Genomic DNA, 23,753 nt, shown 5'->3' on the forward strand with positions numbered 1-23,753 from the left:
ATGCCGGAGAAGATCAAGTCGTCGTTCGGGCGCGCGTTCGGCGCCGTCCGCGACTTCACGATCGCGCAGCGCACGCTCGCGGTCCTCGCCCTCGCGATCCTCGTGGTCGCCGTGGTCGGTCTCGTGTCCTGGGTGTCGCGCCCCAGCTTCACGCCCCTGTACTCGGGCATGTCGAGCGCGGACGCCTCGGCGATCGTGGACCAGCTCAGGTCGCAGGGCGTCCCCTACCAGCTGACCGACGGCGGAGCGACGGTGCTCGTGCCCGAGGAGCAGGTCTACGAGCAGCGGCTCGCCGCCGCCGCGGCGGGGCTGCCGGCCGACGAGTCGACCGGCGGGTACTCGCTGCTCGACGAGATGGGCGTGACGTCGAGCGAGTTCCAGCAGGACGTGACGTACAAGCGTGCGCTCGAGGGCGAGCTGGCGCGCACGATCGGCGCCATGGACAACGTCTCGACCGCGACCGTGCAGCTCGCCATCCCGGAGGCCACGGTCTTCGCCGCGGAGAAGGGCACCCCGACAGCGTCGGTGTTCGTCGCCCCGGCTCGCGGCAAGTCGCTGGCACCGGAGCAGGTCGAGGCCATGGTGCACCTGGTGTCGGCCTCGATCGACGGCATGTCGCCCACCGACGTCGCCGTCGTGGACCAGAGCGGCGCCGTCCTCTCGGAGGTCGGCGTGGGCACCCGGTCGTCCGGCAAGCAGAGCTCGGAGTACGAGGAGCGCACGGCCCGGGCGGTGCAGGCCATGCTCGACCGCGTCGTCGGTGCGGGGAACTCCACCGTCGCGGTGACGGCCGAGATGGACGTGTCGAGCTCGGAGCGTCTCGAGGAGAAGTTCACCGCTCCCGAGAACGGACCGGTGCTCAACGAGTCGACCACGACCGAGGAGTACTCCGGCACCGGCGGAGGCGGGGCAGGCGTGCTGGGGCCGGACAACATCGCGGTCCCGAACGGCGGGAGCGGAGACAGCACCTACACGTCCCAGGACGCGACGCGCAACAACGCGGTCGACAAGACCACGGAGACGACGACGCGGCCCGCAGGCGCCCTGACCCGTCAGACGGTGTCGGTCGCGCTCAACGCCGACGCGGCCGGCGCGGGCAACACCGCGGCGATCACGAGCCTCGTGGCGGCCGCGGCCGGCATCAACCCGGACCGCGGGGACGTGGTCGAGGTCGAGCGGCTCGTGTTCGACACGGGGGCTGCCGACGCCGCCCAGGCCGCGCTCGCCGCTGCCGAGGCAGCGGCCGCCGCCGAGAAGCAGGGCCAGATGCTGCGGACCGGAGCGGTCGTCGCGGGCATCCTGCTGCTCCTCGTCCTGGGCCTCGTGGTCTGGTCGCGGGCCCGTCGCCGCCGTGAGCGTCGCGAGACGGTCGACATCGCCGACCTCGAGCTGCGCCCCGTGGGCGACGGTCTCGACGAGTTCGGGCCGATGCACGGTGGCCGGGACGACGGTGACGGGCTGCTGGAGCCGGTGCCTACGCGCCCGGAGATCCAGCCGCCGACGCCCCGCTTCTCGAGCCTGGACCAGCGTCGGGCCGAGGTGGACGCGCTCGCCGGGGCCGACCCGGACAAGACGGCCGAGTACCTGCGGGTGCTCCTCGCCGAGGACAGGGCGGTGCGGCGATGACCGTCACGACGAACGCGCCCGGTACCGGCGTGCAGGACGCACCGACGGGTACCCCGGGTGCCCCCGCGGCGAGCGTCACGCAGACGATCACGATCGACGCCCCCGACTCCGGGGAGTCACGCCTCCCGGTCGAGACCCTGCGCCGGATCGCCGGCATGTCCGGTGTCCAGAAGGTCGCGCTCGTGCTCATGCAGATGAGCCAGGACCGCGCCGCCACGGTCATGTCGCTGTTCTCCGAGGAGGAGACGGGCGAGGTCGCCGCGGAGATCATGCGGACGCAGGTCGTCGACCCGGACCTCGCGGTCGCGGCCCTCGACGAGTTCTACGACATGGCGCTGTCCGGCAGCCCTCGTCCCCGAGGCGGCAAGGACCTCGCGGTCGGCCTGCTCGAGGCGTCGCTGGGGGTCGACAAGGCCGCCGACGTCGTCGAGCGCCTTGTGGCGAGCATGCAGGGCAAGGCCTTCGAGTACCTCGACGGGACCGAGCCGGGTCAGATCATCTCGCTGCTCGACGGTGAGCACCCGCAGACCGTGGCCCTCGTGCTCGCGCACCTGAGCGCGACGGTCGCGTCGTCGGTGCTGGCCAACCTGGCCGACGAGTACCGCACCGACGTGGCCCAGGCGCTGGCCACGATGGGTACGGCGTCGCCCGAGGCGGTCAAGCTCGTCTCGGACCAGTTCCGTGCCCGCATGGGGGCGAGCATCGCGCCGCGTCAGCCGGTCGAGATCATCGGCGGGGTCCAGCCGCTCGTCGACATCATCAACCGCTCGGACGTCGCGACCGAGAAGGCTCTCCTCGAGGGCCTCGAGGCGCGCGACCCGGCGCTGGCGGACGAGGTCCGCTCGCGCATGCTGACGTTCGAGGACATCGCCTCGTTCGAGGCGCGCGACGTCCAGATCATCCTGCGCGGTGTGGAGATGGCGGTGCTCGCGCTCGCGATGAAGGGGACGACCGCACGGGTCGTCGAGGCCGTCACGACCAACATCTCGGCGCGCAACCGCACGCTCCTCGACGAGGAGATCGCGGGCCTGGGGGGCGTGCGCGTGAGCCAGGTCGAGGAGGCGCGGGCCGAGATCGTCCGCATCGTCCGGGACCTCGAGGCCGACGAGAAGATCACGATCCACCGCACGGACGGGGACGAGCTTGTCTACTGAGTCGGCGTTCGTCCCGAGCGCGGTGCCGGTGCTGCACAGCTCGCGGGTCCAGGAGGTCGAGGCGGCCGCGTCCGCCCGTGGCTACGCCGCGGGGTACGCCGCGGGTGCCCGCGCCGCCCAGGAGGGCATGGACCGGCTGCGGGCCTCCCTCGAGGAGGAGCACGCGCGCCGCGCCGCCGAGCAGGTCGAGAGCATCCGGCGCACGGTCACGCTGCTGCACGAGGCGGCCCGTGCGCTCGCCGAGCGCACGGTCCCGGTCGTCGAGGCCGCGCAGGACGCCACGTTGCGCGGTGCGCTGGGGCTCGCCGAGGCGATCGTCGGTGTGCAGCTCACGGACCGCTCCCAGGCCGCGCACGCCGCGCTCGCCCGGGTGACGTCGAACGCCGAGGCTGCGGTCGTCGAGGTGCGCCTGCACCCCGACGACGTGCGCCTGCTCACCGAGGCCGGGGTCAGGGAGCCCGTGCTCGTGCCGGACGCGACGCTGCGCCGGGGCGACGCCGTGGCGGACCTCGAGCACGGCTTCCTCGACGCCCGCGTCGGGGCGGCGGTCGAGCGGGCCAGGACCGAGCTCGCGGAGCTCGTCGAGGTCGCGGAGCTCCCGGGCACGACGGGGCTCGACGAGGTCGCCGAGCGTCGCAGCTCGGGGCGTCCCGGGGTCGGGAGGGCGGGGGCATGACGGCGGTCGACGTGATGGACAGGGCGACCGCCCGTCCGCTCTCCGGTCCGGCACCCTGGCGTCCGGCCGCGCTCGACGACCTGGCCGCCGCCGCCCGCCCCGAGCGGGTCGGTGTCGTGTCCTCGGCCGTCGGCCTGAGCGTCGAGGTCGCAGGACTGCGGTGCGCCCTGGGGGACCTGGTCCACATCGGGGAGGCGCCCCACGGCGTCGCGGCCGAGGTCGTGGCGACGTCGGAGGGGCTGGCCCGGTGCATGCCGCTCGGCAGGCTCACGGGGGTCGGCGCCGGTGCGCCCGTGCGCACGAGCGGCACGGGCATCCTCGTCCCCACGGGGCGGGGACTGTTCGGCCGCGTGATCGACGCGCTGGGGCGACCGGTCGACGGCCTGGGCCCGATCGTCAGCGACGTGCGGGTCCCGGTCGACAACGAGGCGCCCTCGGCCATGGACCGCGCCCGCATCGACACGCCGCTCCAGACGGGCGTGCGCGTGCTCGACTCGCTCGTGACCCTCGGCCGTGGGCAGCGCATCGGCCTGTTCGCGGGCTCGGGTGTGGGCAAGTCGTCGCTGCTGTCGATGGTGGCGCGCGGGACCGACGCCGAGGTGTCGGTCATCGCCCTCGTCGGCGAGCGTGGTCGTGAGGTCCGCGAGTTCCTCGAGGACGACCTGGGGCCCGAGGGCCTGGCGCGGTCGGTCGTGGTCGTCGCGACGTCGGACGAGCCGGCCATGATGCGTCGTCGGGCCGCGTTCACGGCGACCCGGATCGCGGAGGCCTTCCGGGACGAGGGCGCCCACGTGGTGCTCATGATGGACTCGCTGACGCGCGTGTCCATGGCCCAGCGCGAGATCGGTCTGTCGGTCGGGGAGCCCCCGGCCACGCGCGGGTACCCGCCGTCGACCTTCTCCCTCATGGCGAACCTGCTCGAGCGGGCGGGCACGGGCGTGCGCGGGTCCGTGACGGGGATCTACACGGTCCTGGTCGACGGCGACGACCACAACGAGCCGATCGCCGACCAGGCGCGCTCGATCCTCGACGGGCACGTGGTGCTCGACCGGGCCATCGCGGTCTCGGGCCACTACCCGGCCGTGGACCCGCTCGGGTCGATCTCGCGGGTCGCGTCACGCGTGACGACCCCCGAGCAGCGGTCGCTCGCGCTGACCCTGCGCAAGGTCCTCGCGGCGCGCCGCAAGGCGCAGGACATCCTCGACATCGGGGCGTACAAGAAGGGCACCGACCAGCTTGTGGACGCCGCGATCACGCACGAGCGCGCGATCGACGCCTTTCTCCAGCAAGCCATGACGGACGGCACACCGGCCGAGGAGACGTGGTCGCGCCTCGCGCGACTGACCGAGGCCCTGATCGACGGGGAGGCGTGATGAGCACGAAGTTCCGGCTCGCGGGGGTGCTGCGGCTGCGGCGGCTCGAGGAGGACACGGCCAAGGCGCGTCTCGCGAGCGCCCACGCGGACCTCGCGCAGACCGTCGAGGAGGCGGGCGGGCTCTCGGCGTACCTCGAGTCGTCGCCCGACCGCGCCACGACAGGTGCTTCGCTCGCCGCGATCGCGGCGTCGCGAGCCGCCACGAGCGCGCTCTTCGCAGCCCTCGAGGCCGAGGCGCGCCGCAAGTCGGCCGAGGTCGACGCGGCGTTCAGCGGGCTCCAGGGAGCGCGGACGGCGCGCCTCGGGCTCGAGAAGCTCGAGGACCGCCACGACGAGGACGTCGCACGCGCCGAGGGGCGCGCCGAGCAGGTCACGCTCGACGAGGTCGCCTCGTCGACGTGGCGGCCGACCACCGGAAGGACCACCGGACCATGAGCATGACCCAGGCCCTGACCCGCGTCGGGGAGATCCGCACCGAGATCTCGGCCCTCCAGGACCCGACGGCTGCGCGCGGCGCGTCGTCGACGGGCACGACGGGCACGTCCTCGGGTACCGGCACGGCGAGCGCGACCGACTTCGCGTCGGTGCTCGCGGCGGTCGGCGCCGGGGACGCGAAGGGGTCGTCGGACCTGTTCGGCAGCCTGCTGTCGTCGCTGACCGGCACCAGCACGGGGACCGGAGCCGGCACCGGCGCCTCTCCGGGGTCGCTCGATCTCGCGGGTCTGTTCTCCTCGCTCGCGGCCGGTGCGACGTCGGCCGGCAGCGCGACCTCCGCGGGCGCGGCGGCCGCCGCGACGCCGTCGGCAGCGGCCACGAACGGCGCCACGTCCGGTGCCGCGGGCAAGGCCGGGGCGATCCTCGACACGGCCAAGCAGTACCTGGGCGTGCCCTACGTCTGGGGCGGCGAGAGCCTGGCCGAGGGTGGTCTCGACTGCTCGGGTCTCGTCCAGCTCGTGTTCGGCGCGCACGGTGTCGACCTCCCGCGGGTCGCGAAGGACCAGATGCGTCAGGGCACCGAGGTCGCCTCGCTCGCGCAGGCGCAGCCCGGTGACCTCATCGTCCAGCGAGGTGGCAAGCACATCGGCATCTACCTGGGCGACGGGCAGATGATCCACGCGCCCAAGCCCGGCCGGACGGTCGAGATCACGCCGGTCACGGACGCCTCCGTGACCACGATCCGCCGCGTGCTGGGCTGAGGGGCGCCGTCATGACCGCTGTCACGTCGTCGCTCGCGAGCATCCTCGCCCCTCCTGCCACGCCCGGCCCGCGCCGCGGCGCGGGGGACTCCTCGGACGCGTTCGGCCGGTCGCTCGCCGCGGCGTCGGACGAGGCCGCCGGGCAGGCAGGCACGCCGTCGCCCGGCGAGGGGCCGGGCGTCGTGGGCACCCTGCCCGACGGCGCCGCTCACCCGGGGAGCGTCGGTGCACCTGGCGTCCCGGGCAGCCAGGCAAGCTCCGGAGCGTTCGTCGAGGGGATCGTGCCCGGTGAGGGCGGGACGGGTACGGCCTCCGACGGTGTCCTCGGCAGCGAGGACACCGACGAGACCGACGGTGCCGGCGAGGGGACGGGCGTCGAGGGGGCTGTCGTGGTCGACGGGCAGCTGCCGGCTGCGCTTGCCGTGGTCCCGCCGTCCGCGCCGCCCGGCTCGGCCGTGCTCCCGGAACCCGTCGGTCTGCCGGGGACCGCAGGTGCCGTCGTCGACACCGGTACTGCGACCGGAGTCGTCGGGCCGTCCTCTGCCGGACCGGAAGAGCAGGCCACCGGGCCCGTGCCACCGGCAGGCAGCGCGGCGCCGACCGCCGGGGAGCCTGGGGCGTCCGTCGGACAGGCCGCCGCGGGGGGCGCCGCCCCGCGTGGTGCCTCGACGGCGACCGGCGAGGCAGCGCCGACGGACGCCGGCCCGCTCGGCGACACGGCCGTGCCTCCCGTCGCGGCCGGGCAGGCGTCCGGCGGGGGAGCGGGCGGCGCGTCCGAGGGGTATCGGCAGCCCGCCGGGGGGCCCGTGGTGACCGCCCCGGCAGTCACCACGACGCCCGTCGCGACTCCTGCACGTGTCCCGGCGGACGCCGGGACGACGACCGAGATCGCCGCCGAGCCGACGGCGGCGCCCGTGCAGGTCGTCCCCGCGCCCGTGCCCGTGGTCCAGGCCCCGGTGAGCGCCGCCGTCGGGCAGGTCGCCCCCGCCCCTGCCACGCCCCAGGCGGCGCCCACGCTCCACGCCCAGGTCTCCGGCCCCGTGTTCCAGCTCCTCGACGCGGGCGACGGCGACCACGTCCTCACGCTCTCGGTGACCCCCGACAACCTGGGGCCCGTGACCGTCCGGGCGCACATCGCGGGCGGCGAGCTGCGGATCGAGCTCTTCGCCCCGCACGACGCGGGCCGTGAGGCCCTGCGCGCTCTCGCGGCCGAGCTCCGCCGCGACCTCGCAGGCATCGCGCCGACGGCGTCGCTGTCGGTCTCGGACGCGAAGGAGGCTCCGGCGCAGGGGACCGGCCACCAGGCCGGGGCCGGCCACGGCACCGCGGGCGACGGAGGGGCCGGGAACGGTGCCACCGGTCGCCCGGGCGAAGGGCACCCGTGGCAGTCTCGACCCGGCGCACGGACCGGCGTCCCCGGGGCGACCACCGACCAGACCATCCAGCCGACAGTGGACGACACGACGCCGGGTGCCGCCCGGCGCCTCGACGTCCTCGTCTGAGAGAGGAACGACGTGCCGGTCACCCCCGTCACCGGGCCCGTCTCCGCCCCCGTGGAGACCGCCCCGCGCACGCAGAACGCGCGCGCCCCCAAGCAGGAGTACGACAGCGAGCTGTTCCTCGGGCTGCTCGTGACCCAGCTCCGCAACCAGGACCCGTCCAGCTCCATGGAGACCAGCGAGATCGTCGCCCAGACGACGTCGCTGGCCATGATGGAGTCCCTCAGCGCCATGCGGACCCTCGTCGAGGACTCCGCGGTGCGACAGCAGGAGGCGTTCGCGCTGCAGATGCGCGACGCGGCCGCCACCCTGCTCGGCAAGGAGGTGTCCTACCTCGACGCGGACGGCGTCGAGCACACGGGCATCGCCACTGCGGTGTCCTACAAGGACGCCGTCCCCACGGTGACGATCGGCGACAAGAGCATCGCGCTCGACAAGGTCTCGGGCGTCACCGGCACGGTCAGCACGGATGCCACCGAACCCCCACCCGCCACGGACGGCGCAACCGACAGCCAGGCCGGCGCAGCCGCCTGACCCGAAAGGACTCTCGTGCTCCGTTCTCTCAACACCGGAATCTCCGGTCTGCGCGCCCACCAGACCATGCTGGACGTGACGGGCAACAACATCGCCAACGTCAACACGACCGGCTTCAAGTCCTCGCGCACCCAGTTCCAGGACACCCTCTCGCAGCTCGTCGCCGCAGGTGTCGCCCCTGACCAGCAGGTCGGTGGATCCAACCCCGCACAGATCGGCCTCGGCGTCACGACCGCGGCGATCACGACGCAGTTCACGCAGGGCGCGTCGCAGGCCACGGGCGTCGCGACCGACCTCATGATCGACGGCGACGGGTTCTTCGTCGTCGAGAGCGGCGGCCAGCAGCTCTACACCCGCAACGGGGCGTTCGACTTCGACGCGAGCGGCCGCCTGGTCAACGCCGACGGCGCGTTCGTCCGCGGCTGGACCGCGGTCAACGGGGTCGTCAACACGAGCGGCCCCCTCGGCCGCCTCACGATCCCCGTGGGCGACGTCGCCCCGCCCGAGGCCACGACGAGCGTCACGCTCGGCGGCAACCTGCCCGCCGACGCGAAGGACGGCACCAAGGTCGTGCGCGACATCGAGATCTTCGACGAGCTCGGCACCTCGACCAAGCTGTCGCTCGAGTTCACCGCGACCGGCGGGACGTGGTCGGTGAGCGCGCTCGACGCCGCGACGGGCACGGTCATCGGGGGTCCGCAGGACCTGACCTTCACCGACGGCGCCCTCACGACCGGCGGATCGCTCACGGTCGCGGGCGTGGCCATCGACCTCAGCACCGTCACGTCCTACGCGGGCCTGTCGAACGTCGCGGTCTCGGCCAAGGACGGTGCGGCGGCGGGTTCGCTCAAGTCGTACTCGGTCTCCGGCAACGGGTCCATCATCGGCACCTACTCGAACGGCAAGACGGCCGTCCTCGGGCAGGTGGCGCTCGCGTCCTTCACCAACATGGGCGGCCTCGAGAAGGCGGGCGGCTCGACCTACGCGGCCACGCAGTACTCGGGCGAGGTCATCGTGGGCGGCGCGGGCGACCAGGGCATGGGCAAGATCACTGCCGGCTACCTCGAGATGTCGAACGTGGACCTCTCGCAGGAGTTCACGAACCTCATCGTGTCCCAGCGCGGGTTCCAGGCGAACTCGCGCGTCATCACCACCTCCGACGAGGTGCTGACCGAGCTCGTCAACCTCAAGCGTTGACGACGGCCGCGCGCGGGGCGGCGCGCGGTCACCACGGCGCCCCCGGGACGGTTCGTCCCGGGGGCGCCGTCGTGCGCCGAGCCGCGGGGGGACCAGGCCCGACCTGCTCGACCGGTTCAGCCCCCCTCCCCGTTCACGAGAGCACGAGGGCTGCCGAGAGTACGGATCAGCGGGGCACGGCCGACCGGCGGTGCACCGCGCCCCGAGAGGCCATGCTCGTCGCCCTCGCCCCCTCCGACCGACCCGACCCGAAGGTGGAACCGTGATCGTCCTCACGCGCTTCAGCTCCGAGCGCATCGCGATCAACGCGGACCTCGTGGCCCGTGTCGAGACCAACCCGGACACCCGGGTCACCCTGATCGACGGTTCTCGATACATCGTCACCGAGTCGATGGAGGACGTGATCCGACTGGTCGAGGAGCACAAGGCCCGCGTCCTGCTGCTCGCGCAGTCCATGACCAGCATCGGTGAGCGCACGCCGCTCGGCATCGTGCCGGACCGGCCCGATCCAGAGGCCGACGACCGGGCCCCGGTCGCCGTGACCCCGCTCCCCACCCCGAGGAAGTAGGCCCCATGGATCCCGCAACCATCATCGGCATCCTGTTCGCGTTCGGTGCGCTCGTCGCGATGGTGCTCCTCGAGGGAGCCCAGATCACGTCGATCCTGCTGCCCGCGCCGATCATCCTCGTCTTCGGGGCCAGCATCCTCGTCGCGGTCGCGTCGGGCACGGTGCGCGACGCGCTCCAGGCGATCAAGGCGCTGCCGAGGGCGTTCGTGAGCAAGCCGGCCCGCCCGGCCGACGCGATCGAGGAGGTCGTGCGCGCCGCCGAGATCGTGCAGAACGACGGAGGCCTCCTCGCGCTCGAGGCGGAGTCGCAGAAGACCGACGACCCGTTCCAGCGCAGCGCCCTCCAGTCCTTGGCGGACGGTGCCGACGCCGACCAGCTCCGCACCCTGCTCGAGGAGCGGATCGAGACCAAGAGCCGTGAGGACGCCGTCGCCTACGACTTCTACAACGCCATCGGCGGGTACGCCCCGACGATCGGGATCGTCGGCACCGTCGTGTCGCTGACGCACGTGCTGGAGAACCTGTCGGACCCGGCCCAGCTCGGCCACATGATCGCCGCCGCGTTCATCGCGACGCTGTGGGGCATCCTGTCGGCGAACTTCATCTGGCTGCCCATCGGCGCCAAGCTCAAGCGCATCTCCGACCTCGAGATCCAGCGCCTCGACGTCCTCCTCGAGGGATACATGTCGATCCAGGCGGGCGCCCGAGCCCGTGTCATCGACGAACGGCTCAAGACCATGGTCCCCGACTGGTCGCTGCCCACGGGCAAGGCCGCCTGATGAGCGGCCGCTCGGCGGGGCACGGTCGGCGCCGACGAGGTGGCGGCGGGGGAGGCGGCGGGGGAGGCCACGACACGAGCGGCAGCGGTCGCTGGATGGTCTCCTACATGGACATGGTCACGGTCATCATGTGCCTGTTCATCGTGCTCTTCGCCATCAGCTCGGTCGACCAGGACAAGTACCAGGAGCTCAAGTCGTCGCTCGCGGCAGGCTTCGGCACGATCGAGGACGCCGACGTCGTGGAGGCGGTCATCGACAACCCGGCCACCGAGCCTCCCGCAGACGTCGAGACCGACCTCGAACGGGCCCTGGCCGAGGTCGCCGACCTGACCGCGTTGCGCGACGCGATGGCGAAGGACCTGGAGTCCTACGGGATGTCCGAGACCGTGAGGTTCGAGATCGACGAGCGCGGCCTCACGGTGCGCCTGGTGTCGGCCGACACGTTCTTCTCGCCGGGCAGCGCCGACCTCACCGAGGAAGCGGGCGGGGTCCTGCAGATCGTCGGCCCCGTGCTCGCCCCGACGCCCTACGAGATCCAGGTCGAGGGGAACGCCGACTACAAGTCGACCGTGGGCTCTCGATTCCCCACCAACTGGGAGCTGTCGTCGTCGCGCGCCACGGCGGTCCTGCGCTATCTCGTCGAGCACAGCGGCCTGACCGAGCACCGGATCGCCGCCGTGGGGTTCGGGTCGGCGCGGCCGCTCGCTGCGGGGACGCACCCCGAGGCGCTCGCCGCCAACCGGCGCGTCGACATCATGGTCCTGTCCGCGCAGCCCGAGGCCGTGCGAGCGCTCATCCCCGAGGTCCTCGGTGGCACGCTCACCGCGGCGGACGTCCCGGCGGCGGAGTCGGCGCAGCGCGCGGCCCTCGCGGGCGTGGCGGAGGCCACGGCCGAGACCGGCTGATACTCCGACGGCACCTCCTGGCGGGTGCGGGCCCGCTCGCCGTCGCCCGCCGCTGCCCGTCCGGTCGGCGTGCAGGCTCTCCGTCGCCTGCCTGCATAGGAGACCGACGTGAGCACGACGACACCCGTCAGGGTCCAGGGTCCCGCCGAACGGCGCAAGGTAGAGGTCTACGACTTCCGGCGCCCGACGACGCTCGTGCGTGAGCACCACCGCATCCTCGAGATGGCGTTCGAGAGCTTCGCCCGTCAGTGGGGCACGCAGCTCACGGCGCGCGTCCGGGTCGTCTCCCAGGTGAGCCTGGCGGCGGTGACCATGCGCACGTACGACGACTACGTGGCGGACCTGCCGGTCACGACCGCGGTCGTCGTGTGCGAGATCGACGGTGTCAACCCGCGGGCGGTGCTGCAGTTCCCGCACACCGACGCCCTGACGTGGATCGCGCACATGCTCGGCGCCGGTCCCTACATCCCGGCGATCGACCGCAAGTTCACCGACGTCGAGCGCGCCCTCGTCACCTCGCTGGTCACCGAGACGCTGCGCGACCTGCGCCACTCGATGGGCCGGCTCCTGGAGACGCCGTTGAAGATCGGCTCGATCCAGCACAACTCCCAGTTCGTCCAGGCCGCGCCGACCGCCGAGCTCATGATCGTGGCGGAGTTCAACCTGCGCGTCGGGGACGGGCCGTGCACCGCGACCCTCGCCCTGCCGGCGACCGCCCTGCTGCCGCACCTCGGCGAGGCCAACCCGGCCGACGACCCGGCCGACGCGGCCGCCCGCACCCGGCGACACCTCGCCCGGTCCCTGGTCGACGTCACCGTCGAGCTGTCGAGCGCGGTCATGACGCCGGTCGAGGTCGTCGAGCTCGCGGTCGGCGACGTCATCCGCCTGCCGCACAACCGGTCCCGCCCGCTCGACGTCATCGTCGACGGCCACGTCCTGGCACGCGGTGCGGTCGGCTCGTCCGGCTCCCGCCTCGCCTGCCGCATCGTCACCACCGAGGAGAACTGAAGCATGAGTACCGCCACCACCGCCGACCGCACGGCCGTCGAGGCCGCGGTCGAGGCCGCACGGGCGCTCGTCGAGCTCGTCCCCACGAGCACGCCTCTCTCCGCCGCGCTCTCCGGCGGGGCTCCGGTCGGCCCGCAGGCCGTGACCGCGGTCGTCGCCTCGTACGTCGGGGACACGGGGACCGACATGGCGCTCGCGCTCATCGACGAGACCTCCCTCGCCGACGCGTCCGAGACCCCGACCCTCGACGTGACAGACCTCCTGCGCCCGGCGCTCGAGGCAGCGGGCGCCACGACGGGCGTCGGTGTGCTCGGCGACGTCCGTGTCGCCGACGCGACCGAGCTCTTCGAGGACGAGGAGGCCGTCGTCTTCGAGCTCTCCGCGGGCGGCGGGCCGACGGCCGGCTGGTTCGTGGTGCGCGCGCGCAAGACCCTGCGCGGCCTGCCCGACGAGGCCATGACGGGCAGCCGGCTCGCGCGCATCTCCAACGTCGAGATGCGGCTCGCCGTCGTCGTCGGGCACACGCGGATGCCCGTGCGCGAGGTGCTCAACCTCGAACCCGGCGCCGTCGTCGAGCTCGACCGCTCGGCAGGCGCGCCCGCCGACGTGCAGCTCAACGGCCGGACCATCGCCAAGGGGGAGGTCGTGGTCGTCGACGGTGGCGACTACGGCGTGCGGATCACCAAGATCCTCGACGCGGACGACTGAGCCCGTGGACGTCACCACCGTGCTGCGGGTCGCCTTCTCCCTGGCGGTCGTCATGGGGCTGCTGTGGCTGTCGTACCGCGTCGCCGACCGGAGCAGGCGCCAGACGCCCGGGGGACGCGGCGCACAGCTCACCGTCGTCGCCCGCCAGGGGTTGAGCCAGAAGAGCGCCGCGGTGCTCCTCGACTCGGGCGGCACCCGCTACCTGCTCGGGGTCACCGAGTCGTCGGTCACGGTGATCGACCAGGGGCCGGCCCCCGCGGCGGCCACGGCGGCTGCGGCCGCCGGCCCCAAGCACGCGGTGCGCGACGCGACGGCGAGCCGCCTCGGTCCCTTCAACGTGGTGAAGTCGGCGGCCGGTCCCCGGTCCGCAGCCGCCCCGTCGGGCGGGGCTGCGGTCGCGCCGGTCGACCAGGGAGCGCCAGCCGACGTGATGGACGGGACCGACCCGGTCCCCGCAGGCGGCCTCGCCGGACGCCCGACGAGCCCGTCGTTCGACGAGGCCGTCCTGGCCGCGCAGGTTTGGCTCGACGAGACTCCGCTCGCGTCGGTCGCCGCACCGGCCCGACCCGGTCGCACGGTGGCCGTGACGGCCGCGGCCGCTGCGCCGTCGGGCGTGACCTCCGCGGGGCTGGACCCGGCCGCGGTGCGCTCCCTCCTGGCCGTCGACACCTGGCGCCAGGCCGCCCGTGCCGTGTGGGGGCCCAGGCGATGACCGTCGTCGTCCCGGCGCGCCAGGGGGCGCGCCGCGCCGTGGCGCTGGCCGCGGCCCTGCTCCTCGTCGCGCTCGTCCTCGTGGCGACCGTGCTGCTCGCCCCGTCCGCGAGCGCCGCCCCGACCGATCCCACGGCCCCGACGGCTCCCGTCGACCCGACCGCCCCTGACGGGGGCAGCAGCTTCTCGGTCGAGATCAACGGCCCGAACGGTGAGCCGTCGTCGTCCCTCGTGACGCTCGTGGGCATCACGCTGCTGTCGCTGGCCCCGACGCTGCTGCTCATGATGACGTCGTTCACGAAGATCTTCGTGGTGCTGTCGCTGACGCGCAACGCGCTCGGCACGGGGACCGTTCCGCCCAACATGGTCCTCGCCGGGCTCGCGCTGTTCCTGTCGATGTTCATCATGTGGCCCGTGTTCGGCGAGATCAACGACGCCGCCGTCCAGCCCTACCTCGAGGGCGCCACGACGTTCAGCCAGGCGCTCGACGCGGGTTCCCAGCCGCTGCGGGAGTTCATGCTGGCGCACACGCGCGAGGAGGACCTCGCGCTCATGACGCGCGCGGCCGACCTCGACAACCCGGCGACCATGGCCGACGTGCCGCTGACCACGCTCGTCCCGGCGTTCGTGATCTCGGAGCTGCGGGCCGCGTTCATCATCGGCTTCGTGATCTTCGTGCCGTTCCTCGTGATCGACCTGGTCGTGGCGGCGGCGCTCATGAGCATGGGCATGATGATGCTCCCGCCCACCATGATCTCGCTGCCCTTCAAGCTGTTGCTGTTCGTCCTCGTCGACGGGTGGGGGCTCATCACCACCTCGCTCATCGGCTCGTACGGGGTGGGGTGACATGGAGACCTCGGCCGTCCTCGACATCGCGACCCAGGCGATGATCCTGGCCGCGAAGCTCGCGGCCCCCGTCCTGATCACGTCCCTCGTCGTGGGGTTCTCGATCTCGCTCGTGCAGTCCGTGACCCAGATCCAGGAGGTCACGCTCTCGTTCGTGCCGAAGGCCGCGGCGGTCGCCGTCGCGCTCATCGTGTGCGGCAACTGGATGATCGGCGAGCTGGTCTCGTTCACGCACGCGATGTTCGACCTCATCCCGTCGCTGCTGGGCGGCGGCTGACGTCGGTGACGTTCGACATCGACCAGGCGTGGCTCCAGGCGACCCTGCTCGCCGGGGTCCGCCTGGCCGCGTTCATGCTGCTCGCGCCGCCGTTCTCCCACAAGGCCATCCCGCGCCAGGTGCGCGCGATCCTCGCGGTCTCGCTGGGCCTGGTGGTCTCGGGCCGGGTCGCGCCGACGTACGAGGCGGTGGGCACGGCCACGTTCTTCGCCCACGTGGTCGCCGAGGCGGCGACGGGCGCGATGCTGGGCACGCTCGTCATGATCGTCTTCTCGGCCGTGACCGCGGCCGGCTCGCACCTCGACCTGTTCGGGGGATTCTCGGTCGGCATGGCGTTCGACCCGCAGACGAACGTGAGCGGGTCGCAGTTCACGCGCCTGTTCGCGCTGGCCACGGTCGTCCTGATGTTCACCTCGGACGCCTACCAGCTCGTGATCCTGGGCCTCGCGCGCTCGTACGACGTGGTGCCCGTCGGGACGTTCGCCGAGGTCCCGGCCGGGGCGTTCGTCGACGCGCTCACGGGGTCGTTCGTCGCCGGTCTCCAGATCGCGGGGCCCATCGTCGTGGTCCTCTTCCTGGCCGACGTCGGACTGGGCCTGGTCACCCGTGTCGCCCCGGCGCTCAACGCGTTCGCGCTCGGCTTCCCGCTCAAGATCTTCCTGACCCTCTCGCTCGTCGGGACGGTGCTCATCGCCCTGCCGCACGCCCTGTCCGCGCTCACGGCGCAGGCCCTGAAGCTGATGGGAGGCGTGGGCTGATGGCGGACACGTCCGAGGAGAGGACCGAGCAGGCCTCCGACCGCAAGATGAAGGAGGTCCACGAGAAGGGTCAGCTCAGCCGGTCGCAGGACCTCACGGCCTGGGTCGGGATCGCGGTCGCGGGGGCCCTGCTGCCCCTGACGCTCGGCAAAGCGGCCGGTGCCGCGACCGAGCAGGTCCTGTCGATCCGCACCGTGATCGACAACCCCGAGCCCGCCGTGGCCCTCGTGCTCCTGCAGGAGGCGCTCCGCTCGGTCCTGCCCACGATCGGCGTTCTGCTCGCGGCGGTCGCGCTCGCCGCGATCATCGGCTCGGTCGTGCAGGGCGGCCTGCACCTGAAGAAGTTCCGCGGCGAGTTCCAGCAGTTCAACCCGGTCTCGGGGTTCAAGCGGATCCTCGGCCCCCAGGCGTTGTGGAACGGCGTGAAGGCGCTGCTCAAGACGACCGTGGTCGGGGTCGTGCTGTACGTCGTGATCCAGTCGCTCATGCCCGTGCTGCTGTCGGCGGGCGGGCTGCCCGTGGCGTCGCTGCTGGAGGCCGCCGGGTCGGGGGTCAGGTCGCTGCTGCTGTGGGCGACGGCGGCGGGGATCTCGCTCGCGCTGCTCGACGTGCTCGTCGTCGCCAAGCGCAACCGCAAGAAGACGCGCATGACGAAGAAGGAGCTCAAGGACGAGCACAAGAACAGCGACGGCGACCCCATGGTGAAGTCGCAGCGCCGCTCGATGGCCCGCTCGTTGTCGCGCAACCGCATGCTCGCCGCGGTGGCGGACGCCGACGTCGTGATCGTGAACCCCACGCACGTCGCCGTCGCGATCCGCTACGAGGCGGGCAAGTCCGCGCCGCGCGTCGTCGCCAAGGGTGCGGACCACCTGGCCGCGCGCATCCGTGAGAAGGCCGAGGAGGCCCGGGTGCCGATGGTTCGCGACGTCCAGCTCGCCCGCGCGCTCCACAAGGTGTGCGACGTCGGGCAGGAGGTGCCGGTCGAGCTCTACATGGCCGTCGCGCGCGTGCTCGCGTTCGTCATGGCCCTCTCGCGCCGCGGTGCCGCGGTCTCCTCGGTGCCGCACCGGTTGGGCCGCCCGGCGATCGCGCCGGGGGAGTGGCCGGCGGACGAGGACCCCGCGGGAGCGGGCGAGGAGCGCACGGCGTGAGTCGGGGCGCCCACCGCGCGAGGTGGGACGCACCGACCGCCGACCCGCGCTGCCGCCGACCGGACGTGCATAGGGAGTCGCGGCAGCACCTGCCACCATTCCGGACCGGGAAGGACCAGGGTTCCGCGTGAAGAACCGCTCCCTCGCCATGATCGCCGTCCCGCTCGGCGTCGTCGGCATCGTCCTGCTGCTCGTCGTGCCGATCCCCGCGGGGATGCTCGACGTGCTCATCATCGTCAACATCCTGCTCTCGCTCGTGATCCTGCTGACGTCGATGTTCGTCACCAAGCCGCTCGACTTCTCGGTCTTCCCGTCGTTGCTGCTCGTCGCGACGCTCTTCCGTCTCGGCCTCAACGTCGCCTCGACCCGCCTCGTGCTGGGCGACGGGTACGCGGGCGAGGTCATCAGCGCGTTCGGCCACGTCGTGGTCAACGGGAACCTCGTCATCGGCATGGTCGTGTTCCTGATCCTGGTGGTCATCCAGTTCCTCGTGATCACCAAGGGCGCCGAGCGAGTCGCCGAGGTCGGTGCGCGCTTCACCCTCGACGCGATGCCGGGCAAGCAGATGGCGATCGACGCGGACCTCAACGCGGGGCTCATCTCGGAGACCGACGCCCGTGCGCGGCGCGCCGAGGTCTCCGCGGAGGCGGACTTCTACGGTGCGATGGACGGTGCCTCGAAGTTCGTCAAGGGCGACGCGATCGCGGGCGTCGTCATCACGATCATCAACCTGGTCGGCGGCATCGTCATCGGCGTCGTCATGCACGGCATGCCCGTCGGGGAGTCGGTCGACACCTACTCGATCCTGACGATCGGCGACGGCCTCGTGACCCAGGTCCCGGCGCTGCTCATGGCCGTCGCGACGGGCATGATCGTGACCCGTTCCAACTCGGGCGAGGGCGACGTCGGCTCGCAGGCCTCGAGCCAGCTCGTCCAGTCGCGCCAGGCCGTCGCGATCGCCGGCGTCGCCTCGTTCGCGATGGCGTTCATCGAGGGCATGCCCAAGCTGCCGTTCATCGTGCTCGGGATCGGTCTCCTCGTCGCGGCGCAGCAGATCAAGGCGCGCCAGGACCGGGCCGAGGTCGCGCGGGCCGCGGCCGAGCAGCTCGAGCAGGGCGCGGCCACGTCGTCGGACGGCACGGAGAACCTCATCGAGCAGATGCGCGTGCACGCGCTGGAGATCCTGCTGGCCCCCGACCTCGTCGACCTCGTCACGGGCGCGCACGACGACCTGCTGGGACGCGTGCGTGCCCTGCGGCGCAAGATCGCGATGGACCTGGGCGTCGTCGTGCCGCCCGTGCGCACCCGCGACTCGATCGAGCTGGTCGCGTCGACGTACGCCGTGCGGATCGCGGGGGTCGAGGCGGGCCGCGGCCAGGCGCCCGCGGGCAAGGTCCTTGCGCTGGGCGACAACCTGGGGTCGCTGCCCGGGCAGGTCACCGTGGACCCGGTGTTCGGCATGGAGGGAAAGTGGGTGCCCGTCGAGATGCGGCACAGCGCCGAGATGGCCGGGGCCACGGTCGTCGACCGCGTCTCGGTCCTCGTCACCCACCTGTCGGCGATCATCTCGGCCAACGCCGCCAGGCTGCTCTCGCGCGAGGACGTCCGTGTGCTCACCGACGAGGTCAAGCGCACCAACCCCTCGGCGGTCGACGAGCTCACCCCGACCCTGCTGTCCCTCGCCGAGATCCAGCGTGTGCTCCAGGGCCTGCTCGAGGAGCGCGTCGCGATCAACGACCTGCCTCGCATCTACGAGGGGCTCGCGCTCGCGGCCCGGCGCTCCACGGACGCCGAGCACCTCGTCGAGTCGGCGCGGTCCGTGCTCGGCCCCGCGATCCCGGCGCGGTACACGGTCGACGGCACGATCCGCGTCGTGACGATCGCGCCCGTGCTCGAGCAGGCCATGCTCGCCGGGCGGCAGCCGGGCGGTGAGCACGGCACGGTCATCGTCGTGGACCCGGCGCGGCTCGACGCGTTCCGCACCTCGGTCGCCGACGTGGTCGAGGCCGCCCGAGGGGCCGGCCACGACGTCTGCCTGGTCTGCGCGCCGTCCCTTCGTCCGGCCGTCCGTCGCCTGGTGGCGACCCAGCTGCCCGACCTGGCGGTGCTCTCCTACACGGAGGTCACCTCGGGGAACGCCCTCATCGAGACGGTCGGGGTGGTGAACGATGCCCCGGCGATTGCGGCTCGCGGGTGACACCCTCGAGGCCATCCTCGACGACGCGCGGCGCGAGCACGGCCCCGACGTACGGATCGTGTCGGCCGAACGGATCATCACTGGCGGCATCAAGGGACTCTTCGGCAGGCAGCACTACGAGGCCGTGATCGAGGTCGCGTCGCCGCCCGCGCTCCACGTCACCGACCACCCCGTCCGTTTCCCGGCGGCGCGCAGGGCGGGGATCGCCGCCCTGCTCGACGACGCCGACGACGCCGACCGGCTCGAGCCGTCGAGGTCGGAGGACCTCGAGATGTCGACCGGGGGCGACGACTTCGCGGCGATGCTGGACGAGCTGATCGCCGAGACGGCTCTCCCCGAGCGCACCGGGGGCCCGAGGGAGACCGGCCCGTCGACGGCCCCGGGAGACCTCGTCGCGCTCGTCGGCCTGGGAGGCGACGCGGTGGCCGTCGCTCACGCGATGCGCGGTCGTCTCGGGCTCCTTACGGCCTCTGCGGGGCAGGCGCGCGACGCCGACGCCCCCCGGGTCGTCGACCATCGCAGCGCGACCGAGGCGAGGGCCCGCGGCGTGCACGCGGGCACGTCGACCGCGGTCGCCGTCGGCCTCACGACCGATCTCGCCGACGGGCTCCGGATCCTCGACGTCCTCGCACCCGAGCAGGTGTGGGTCGTGGTCGACGCCTCGCGCAAGCACGCGGACACCGCCGCCTGGGTCGACGGGCTGCGCGGTGTCGTGCACGTGCACGCCATGGTCGTCGTGGGACGGTCGCTGACCCGGACCCCGGAGACGGTCCAGCTCCTCGGGCTGCCCGTGGGGTGGGACGCGGACTGACGGCCGCTCGGCGCGCATAGGTGCCCCGGAAGGTCAGGACGACATTCGCGAACGTCAGGAGGACGTCGATGCTGGTGCTGGGGCGCAAGGTGGGTGAACGGATCCTCGTGGGCGAGGACATCGTCCTGACGGTGGTCTCCGCGGGACGCGACGGCGTGCGGATCGGGATCGAGGCACCGCGCGACGTACGGATCCACCGGGCGGAGATCGTCGACCAGGTGGCCGAGGGCAACCGTGCAGCCGTCGCGACCGACACGACGGCCGACGAGGTGCGTGCCCTGCTCGCGCTGCGTCCGGCGTCCTGAGTCACCGACGACGCGACGCGGCACACGGGTCCCCAGGATCCTCGGCACCTCGGCGGGAGCGCACGGCTACCGCCCCACCAGGTCGTCCGTGCGCGCTAGACGCGGGGGACCGAGCTCGCGCGGCCGTGACGGCGCTCGCTGACGCTCCGGCCCCGGCCGCGAGACCTGTCCGACCGGTCGTTGCGGTGACCGTTGCCGCGGTCGTCGTCCCGGTCCCCGTCGCCCCGCCCCTGGCCCCGCTGCTCGTCGCGCCCGTGCCGGTCGCCGCGCCGTTCGTCGTCGTCGTCCCGGTCGTCGTCCTCGTCGTCGCGCTCGTGCCACTCCGCGCGCCCGAGGTCGTCGTGGTCGCGCCAGCTGCTGCCGTTGCCGTGCCGGCCGCCCTCCTGGGGGACCTGCGGGCCGGTCCCGGCCCCGGTGCCCGGGACGGGGGCGACGGGTACCGCGGGCGGGACGGGGGGTGGCGGGACCGTCGGAGCCGGTGCCTGCTGCACCGCGGGAGCGGGCGTCGTGGGCGAGTCGACGGGGACCGGCACGACGGCGTCGGGGTCCTTGTCCTTGCCGTTGCCGACGAGGTTGTCCCACAGGCCGACGATGGGCATCGTGAGCCGGTCGACGAACGACACGTTCGACGTGCCCGTCTCGTCGACGGGGCGCTCCTCGGCGGGTGCCACCGCTGCGCCGACGACGATCGTCACGGTCGACAGCAGCGCCGCCGCACTCCATCTCAACGACTGCCGGGGCGACATGCCGTGGCCCAGGACGGTTCCGGGCCGCCGGCGGGCGTGCCGGGGGATGCCGGCCGACCCGGTGGTCCTGCGGGCCGCGAGGCCTACCGGGGCCTTCAGGACCGGCGCCACGCCGGCCCCGTCCGCGAGGGGGGCGGACGGAGGGATGGCCGACGCGACCCCGGTCGAGCCGACGGTGACGACGGCCGGTCGAGTGCTCGCGGCGGGCGGGACGCGGTCGGCCGCCGTCTCACGCACCGCGAGCAGGTTCGCGCGCTGCGCCGCGAGCCGCTGCCGGTACGGCGCCACGGCGACGGCCCCCTGGGCGGCCGACCGGCGCACGGCCCGTGCCGACTCGGCGCGCAGCGTGGGCACCCAGGTCCGGGGATCGATGCTCCGGTGACCTGCCGCGACGTCGCGGAGCAGCGCCTGCTGGGCCGTCGTCACGGCATCGAGCGCCGCCGTGCGGTCGGCGGGAGCCACCAGGTGCGCCCGCACGACGCGCCGCGCCTCGCGTGCGAGCTCGCCGGCGCGAGAGGCCCAGAACTCCGCGAGGGCGTGCTCACGGGCGCTGGCGGGCAGGGCGGCGAGACCGGACAGTGCGTCGACCCCGACGGGGCCGCGCGCAGGACGTGCGTCAGACATGCAGCGTTCTCCCCTGCCTACGGGAGCGCAGGCTGGTACGGCCGCCGTCACGGCGGTGGTGCGGCAGAGCGAGGGCACGTCGGCGCGAGGTCCTGGCGTCGACGACCGACGTCGCCGAGCCCTGCGCCGAGGCGCCCGGGCGGGAGATCGCGCTCACGCCGTCTCCAGGAGGTCGGCACCGATGCCCATCGCCCGCAGGCGTGCGGCAGCGAGCTCACGGACCCGGTCGATGTGCGCCACGGTGCTCCGGCGGGGCAGGCCCAGCGTCCGGGAGATCCACACGACAGTGTCCTGACCCGGGAGGGGACCGCCGCCGTCGTACGCCTCGGCCATCCACAGGGCCGCGACCTTGCCGCGCGTCGGGTTCTCGGCCCGTGCCGCGTCGACGACCGAGCGCACCAGGGTGGGCGCCTCGACGGGGTGCAGCACGCAGTCGAGCTCGTCCTGGACGAGACCGGGGGAGTCGAGGGCCTCGTCGAAGCACAGCGCCCCGGACAGCACCAGCTCGTCGGCCTCGGTGACGACCATGCCCTGCCGCACGACGTCGGAACGGTGCGCGGCGAGCCGGTCGTTGGTCGCCTGCACCGCCTCCTGCACGGTCGGCACGGTGCCGCGCAGGGCCGCGAGCTCGGCGCGCGTGCGGGCGAGCTCGCGTCGGCGCCGCTGGGCAGCGACCATGCCCGACGCGGGCGCCGTCGCGTGGTCCACGAACGAGCGCACCCTCGGGCGCGCGGTGTAGACGACGATCGCCAGGAACGAGCGCATGCCGGCCAGGTAGGCCGGGTCCTGCCTCGACTTCTCGAGCATCTCCCAGACGGTCTCCACGACGATCGACTCGACGTCCTCGAGGTGCTGGGCGACCTGCACCGAGTTCGTGCGGCACAGCCGGGCAGCGATCCGTCGCCAGTGGTCGCGGTGGCCCGCGATGAAGGCGGACACCTCCGTGCGGTAGCTGGCGTCGTCGCCGAGCACGACGATGCGCGCGACCTCCGAGCGGACCGCGTCGGCGGGTGCGTCGTGGTCGTCGTCGAGGGGCTGCTCCTCCGCGACACGCAGGGAGCGCGCTTCACGCGCCCGGTCCGGGCACGTGCCGGATGGGGGCCGCACGTTCATGCCATCAGCATGCGGCCGCTTCGCACTACTTTCACGTCTGAACACGGTTTTCACACCGGAGTTCACCCTCGGTGCTGCTATAGGTGGTGCCATGCTGGGAGTTGCCGCGGCCCGAGCCCGGGAATTCACCCGGACGGGCGGCGGTTCGTGTCGTTCGCCCCTTCTGCACCGGCACCGGGGATGGATACACTTCCGCGTCGGCGATCGCTCGCCGACCTGGGCGCGGACACGCAGACGAGCAGGAGGTGGAGCATGGGCGGCAGGACCTGCGCACCGTCCTCGGCGACGAGGCGTACCCCGGGCGACGTCCCGTCGGGGACGCTCTCGGCGGGCCGGACCGGTCTCCCTGCCGCTGGCCGTCGACGGCGTGCCCGGGCGATGCCGCGATGACGAACCCGGCCCCGTGGGACGACACCACCTGGGCGGCGTGGGCCGTCGGGCTCGTCGAACCCCTGATCGATCCTTACGACCGTGTCGCCGATCTCGAGGCGATGCGGGAGCAGGCCCGAGGACATCGGTTGCGGGCCGTGACCCTCCTCGCGGGGACCCTCTCAGACCTCCTCGACTCGCTGCCGGACGAAGACCCCTGGCGTCACGTGGACCCCGCGACGTTCGGGACCTACCGCGACGGGCTGGACCTCGTCCCGACCGAGGCCACCGAGATCCGGGAGGACATCGGTCTTGCTGCGCTCGCCCGTCCGCTGGGCCGCGAGGGTGCACAGATCATGAGCGACGCCGAGCACGGCTGGGAGAACGCCGCGCACAGGGCCAACGAGCTCGACGACCCGATCCCCGTGCTTGCCCGCGTCGTCTCCTGGGCGTCCTGGCGCCGCCGCGTCTACGTCGGCGAGGACACCTATCCCGTCCTGGTCGTCTTCTCGTGGCTCCGACGCGCGGCCCTGGTCGCGGCGGGCCAGCAGATCGACGACGCCGAGTCGCACGAGCGGACGAGGGCCTCGGCCAGGATCGTCGACGACCTCGTCTGACGT

25 protein-coding genes are annotated in these 23,753 nt (G+C 73.1%); 23 read left to right on the plus strand and 2 right to left on the minus strand.

Annotation, left to right across the window (positions count from 1 at the left end; translation table 11 throughout):
* The 22 genes from fliF to csrA all read left to right on the plus strand — a co-directional run bounded on the left by fliF (position 1) and on the right by csrA (position 20,281).
* Positions 1-1,626: a flagellar basal-body MS-ring/collar protein FliF gene (gene fliF / locus WFH32_RS11145; protein ID WP_191796689.1), complete on the plus strand. Its 1,626-nt coding sequence runs from the start codon at positions 1-3 to the stop codon at positions 1,624-1,626.
* Complete coding sequence (gene fliG, locus WFH32_RS11150) at positions 1,623-2,780, plus strand: flagellar motor switch protein FliG (protein ID WP_225228221.1); 1,158 nt, start codon at positions 1,623-1,625, stop codon at positions 2,778-2,780. The genes fliF and fliG overlap by 4 nt, the downstream gene beginning before the upstream one ends.
* The gene (locus WFH32_RS11155; RefSeq protein ID WP_191796688.1) at positions 2,770-3,456 is read left to right on the plus strand and encodes a FliH/SctL family protein; all 687 of its coding nucleotides are present in this window, start codon (positions 2,770-2,772) and stop codon (positions 3,454-3,456) included. The genes fliG and WFH32_RS11155 overlap by 11 nt, the downstream gene beginning before the upstream one ends.
* Positions 3,453-4,829: a FliI/YscN family ATPase gene (locus WFH32_RS11160; RefSeq protein ID WP_225228220.1), complete on the plus strand. Its 1,377-nt coding sequence runs from the start codon at positions 3,453-3,455 to the stop codon at positions 4,827-4,829. The genes WFH32_RS11155 and WFH32_RS11160 overlap by 4 nt, the downstream gene beginning before the upstream one ends.
* Entirely contained in the window at positions 4,829-5,266 is a 438-nt protein-coding gene (locus WFH32_RS11165) for a flagellar export protein FliJ (RefSeq protein WP_138825776.1), read from the plus strand. The genes WFH32_RS11160 and WFH32_RS11165 overlap by 1 nt, the downstream gene beginning before the upstream one ends.
* A complete protein-coding gene (locus tag WFH32_RS11170) occupies positions 5,263-6,027 on the plus strand; it encodes a C40 family peptidase (RefSeq protein ID WP_336707465.1) in 765 nt (254 codons plus the stop codon). Before WFH32_RS11165 ends, WFH32_RS11170 begins: the two co-directional genes overlap by 4 nt.
* Positions 6,028-6,038: 11 nt before the next feature.
* Positions 6,039-7,529, plus strand: a complete 1,491-nt coding sequence (locus tag WFH32_RS11175) for a flagellar hook-length control protein FliK (RefSeq protein WP_336707467.1) — start codon at positions 6,039-6,041, stop codon at positions 7,527-7,529.
* Between the two features lie 12 nt (positions 7,530-7,541).
* Entirely contained in the window at positions 7,542-8,060 is a 519-nt protein-coding gene (locus WFH32_RS11180) for a flagellar hook assembly protein FlgD (RefSeq protein ID WP_191796685.1), read from the plus strand.
* A 15-nt stretch (positions 8,061-8,075) separates the two neighbouring features.
* Positions 8,076-9,257 carry a flagellar hook protein FlgE gene (locus WFH32_RS11185; protein WP_191796684.1) on the plus strand — a complete coding sequence of 394 codons (1,182 nt, stop codon included), beginning with the start codon at positions 8,076-8,078 and terminating at the stop codon, positions 9,255-9,257.
* Between the two features lie 262 nt (positions 9,258-9,519).
* Complete coding sequence (locus tag WFH32_RS11190) at positions 9,520-9,825, plus strand: flagellar FlbD family protein (protein WP_191796683.1); 306 nt, start codon at positions 9,520-9,522, stop codon at positions 9,823-9,825.
* Between the two features lie 5 nt (positions 9,826-9,830).
* Complete coding sequence (locus WFH32_RS11195) at positions 9,831-10,604, plus strand: motility protein A (RefSeq protein WP_138825763.1); 774 nt, start codon at positions 9,831-9,833, stop codon at positions 10,602-10,604.
* Complete coding sequence (locus WFH32_RS11200; protein ID WP_191796682.1) at positions 10,604-11,509, plus strand: OmpA/MotB family protein; 906 nt, start codon at positions 10,604-10,606, stop codon at positions 11,507-11,509. The genes WFH32_RS11195 and WFH32_RS11200 overlap by 1 nt, the downstream gene beginning before the upstream one ends.
* 108 nt (positions 11,510-11,617) lie before the next feature.
* Entirely contained in the window at positions 11,618-12,517 is a 900-nt protein-coding gene (locus WFH32_RS11205) for a flagellar motor switch protein FliM (RefSeq protein WP_318244169.1), read from the plus strand.
* Between the two features lie 3 nt (positions 12,518-12,520).
* Positions 12,521-13,225: a flagellar motor switch protein FliN gene (gene fliN / locus WFH32_RS11210; protein ID WP_138825759.1), complete on the plus strand. Its 705-nt coding sequence runs from the start codon at positions 12,521-12,523 to the stop codon at positions 13,223-13,225.
* A 4-nt stretch (positions 13,226-13,229) separates the two neighbouring features.
* Positions 13,230-13,937: a FliO/MopB family protein gene (locus WFH32_RS11215; RefSeq protein WP_191796680.1), complete on the plus strand. Its 708-nt coding sequence runs from the start codon at positions 13,230-13,232 to the stop codon at positions 13,935-13,937.
* Positions 13,934-14,782: a flagellar type III secretion system pore protein FliP gene (fliP, locus tag WFH32_RS11220; protein WP_191796679.1), complete on the plus strand. Its 849-nt coding sequence runs from the start codon at positions 13,934-13,936 to the stop codon at positions 14,780-14,782. Before WFH32_RS11215 ends, fliP begins: the two co-directional genes overlap by 4 nt.
* Position 14,783: 1 nt before the next feature.
* Positions 14,784-15,059, plus strand: coding sequence for a flagellar biosynthetic protein FliQ (locus WFH32_RS11225; protein ID WP_030152072.1), 276 nt, complete (start codon positions 14,784-14,786; stop codon positions 15,057-15,059).
* 5 nt (positions 15,060-15,064) lie between these two features.
* On the plus strand, positions 15,065-15,817 hold the full coding sequence (locus WFH32_RS11230; protein WP_138825754.1) for a flagellar biosynthetic protein FliR: 753 nt from the start codon (positions 15,065-15,067) through the stop codon (positions 15,815-15,817).
* A complete protein-coding gene (locus WFH32_RS11235; protein WP_336707471.1) occupies positions 15,817-16,968 on the plus strand; it encodes an EscU/YscU/HrcU family type III secretion system export apparatus switch protein in 1,152 nt (383 codons plus the stop codon). Before WFH32_RS11230 ends, WFH32_RS11235 begins: the two co-directional genes overlap by 1 nt.
* 148 nt (positions 16,969-17,116) lie before the next feature.
* Positions 17,117-19,165: a flagellar biosynthesis protein FlhA gene (locus WFH32_RS11240; RefSeq protein WP_336707682.1), complete on the plus strand. Its 2,049-nt coding sequence runs from the start codon at positions 17,117-17,119 to the stop codon at positions 19,163-19,165.
* Positions 19,137-19,976: a hypothetical protein gene (locus tag WFH32_RS11245; protein ID WP_336707472.1), complete on the plus strand. Its 840-nt coding sequence runs from the start codon at positions 19,137-19,139 to the stop codon at positions 19,974-19,976. Before WFH32_RS11240 ends, WFH32_RS11245 begins: the two co-directional genes overlap by 29 nt.
* A gap of 68 nt (positions 19,977-20,044) precedes the next feature.
* A complete protein-coding gene (csrA, locus tag WFH32_RS11250; RefSeq protein WP_138825747.1) occupies positions 20,045-20,281 on the plus strand; it encodes a carbon storage regulator CsrA in 237 nt (78 codons plus the stop codon).
* Between the two features lie 95 nt (positions 20,282-20,376).
* On the opposite strand, the gene WFH32_RS11255 is transcribed toward csrA, so the two are convergent.
* Complete coding sequence (locus WFH32_RS11255) at positions 20,377-21,651, minus strand: hypothetical protein (protein ID WP_336707474.1); 1,275 nt, start codon at positions 21,649-21,651, stop codon at positions 20,377-20,379.
* A 153-nt stretch (positions 21,652-21,804) separates the two neighbouring features.
* Complete coding sequence (locus WFH32_RS11260; protein WP_191796675.1) at positions 21,805-22,764, minus strand: hypothetical protein; 960 nt, start codon at positions 22,762-22,764, stop codon at positions 21,805-21,807.
* Between the two features lie 386 nt (positions 22,765-23,150).
* On the opposite strand from WFH32_RS11260, the gene WFH32_RS11265 reads away from it, so the two are divergent.
* Positions 23,151-23,750, plus strand: coding sequence for a hypothetical protein (locus WFH32_RS11265; RefSeq protein ID WP_191796674.1), 600 nt, complete (start codon positions 23,151-23,153; stop codon positions 23,748-23,750).
* Positions 23,751-23,753 lie beyond the last annotated feature (3 nt).

The organism is Oerskovia sp. USHLN155, from assembly GCF_037145535.1.
Classification (GTDB): domain Bacteria; phylum Actinomycetota; class Actinomycetes; order Actinomycetales; family Cellulomonadaceae; genus Oerskovia; species Oerskovia rustica.

Bases quoted from the DNA above. Each gene is read 5' to 3' on its own strand.
- WFH32_RS11255 (WP_336707474.1), bottom strand. From the start codon at position 21,651: ATGTCTGACGCACGTCCTGCGCGCGGCCCCGTCGGGGTCGACGCACTG.
- fliG (WP_225228221.1), top strand. From the start codon at position 1,623: ATGACCGTCACGACGAACGCGCCCGGTACCGGCGTGCAGGACGCACCG.
- csrA (WP_138825747.1), top strand. From the start codon at position 20,045: ATGCTGGTGCTGGGGCGCAAGGTGGGTGAACGGATCCTCGTGGGCGAG.
- fliP (WP_191796679.1), top strand. From the start codon at position 13,934: ATGACCGTCGTCGTCCCGGCGCGCCAGGGGGCGCGCCGCGCCGTGGCG.
- WFH32_RS11245 (WP_336707472.1), top strand. From the start codon at position 19,137: ATGCCCCGGCGATTGCGGCTCGCGGGTGACACCCTCGAGGCCATCCTC.
- WFH32_RS11260 (WP_191796675.1), bottom strand. From the start codon at position 22,764: ATGAACGTGCGGCCCCCATCCGGCACGTGCCCGGACCGGGCGCGTGAA.
- WFH32_RS11200 (WP_191796682.1), top strand. From the start codon at position 10,604: ATGAGCGGCCGCTCGGCGGGGCACGGTCGGCGCCGACGAGGTGGCGGC.
- WFH32_RS11225 (WP_030152072.1), top strand. From the start codon at position 14,784: ATGGAGACCTCGGCCGTCCTCGACATCGCGACCCAGGCGATGATCCTG.
- WFH32_RS11235 (WP_336707471.1), top strand. From the start codon at position 15,817: ATGGCGGACACGTCCGAGGAGAGGACCGAGCAGGCCTCCGACCGCAAG.
- WFH32_RS11165 (WP_138825776.1), top strand. From the start codon at position 4,829: ATGAGCACGAAGTTCCGGCTCGCGGGGGTGCTGCGGCTGCGGCGGCTC.
- WFH32_RS11175 (WP_336707467.1), top strand. From the start codon at position 6,039: ATGACCGCTGTCACGTCGTCGCTCGCGAGCATCCTCGCCCCTCCTGCC.
- WFH32_RS11265 (WP_191796674.1), top strand. From the start codon at position 23,151: ATGACGAACCCGGCCCCGTGGGACGACACCACCTGGGCGGCGTGGGCC.
- WFH32_RS11195 (WP_138825763.1), top strand. From the start codon at position 9,831: ATGGATCCCGCAACCATCATCGGCATCCTGTTCGCGTTCGGTGCGCTC.
- WFH32_RS11160 (WP_225228220.1), top strand. From the start codon at position 3,453: ATGACGGCGGTCGACGTGATGGACAGGGCGACCGCCCGTCCGCTCTCC.
- fliF (WP_191796689.1), top strand. From the start codon at position 1: ATGCCGGAGAAGATCAAGTCGTCGTTCGGGCGCGCGTTCGGCGCCGTC.
- WFH32_RS11170 (WP_336707465.1), top strand. From the start codon at position 5,263: ATGAGCATGACCCAGGCCCTGACCCGCGTCGGGGAGATCCGCACCGAG.
- WFH32_RS11240 (WP_336707682.1), top strand. From the start codon at position 17,117: ATGATCGCCGTCCCGCTCGGCGTCGTCGGCATCGTCCTGCTGCTCGTC.
- fliN (WP_138825759.1), top strand. From the start codon at position 12,521: ATGAGTACCGCCACCACCGCCGACCGCACGGCCGTCGAGGCCGCGGTC.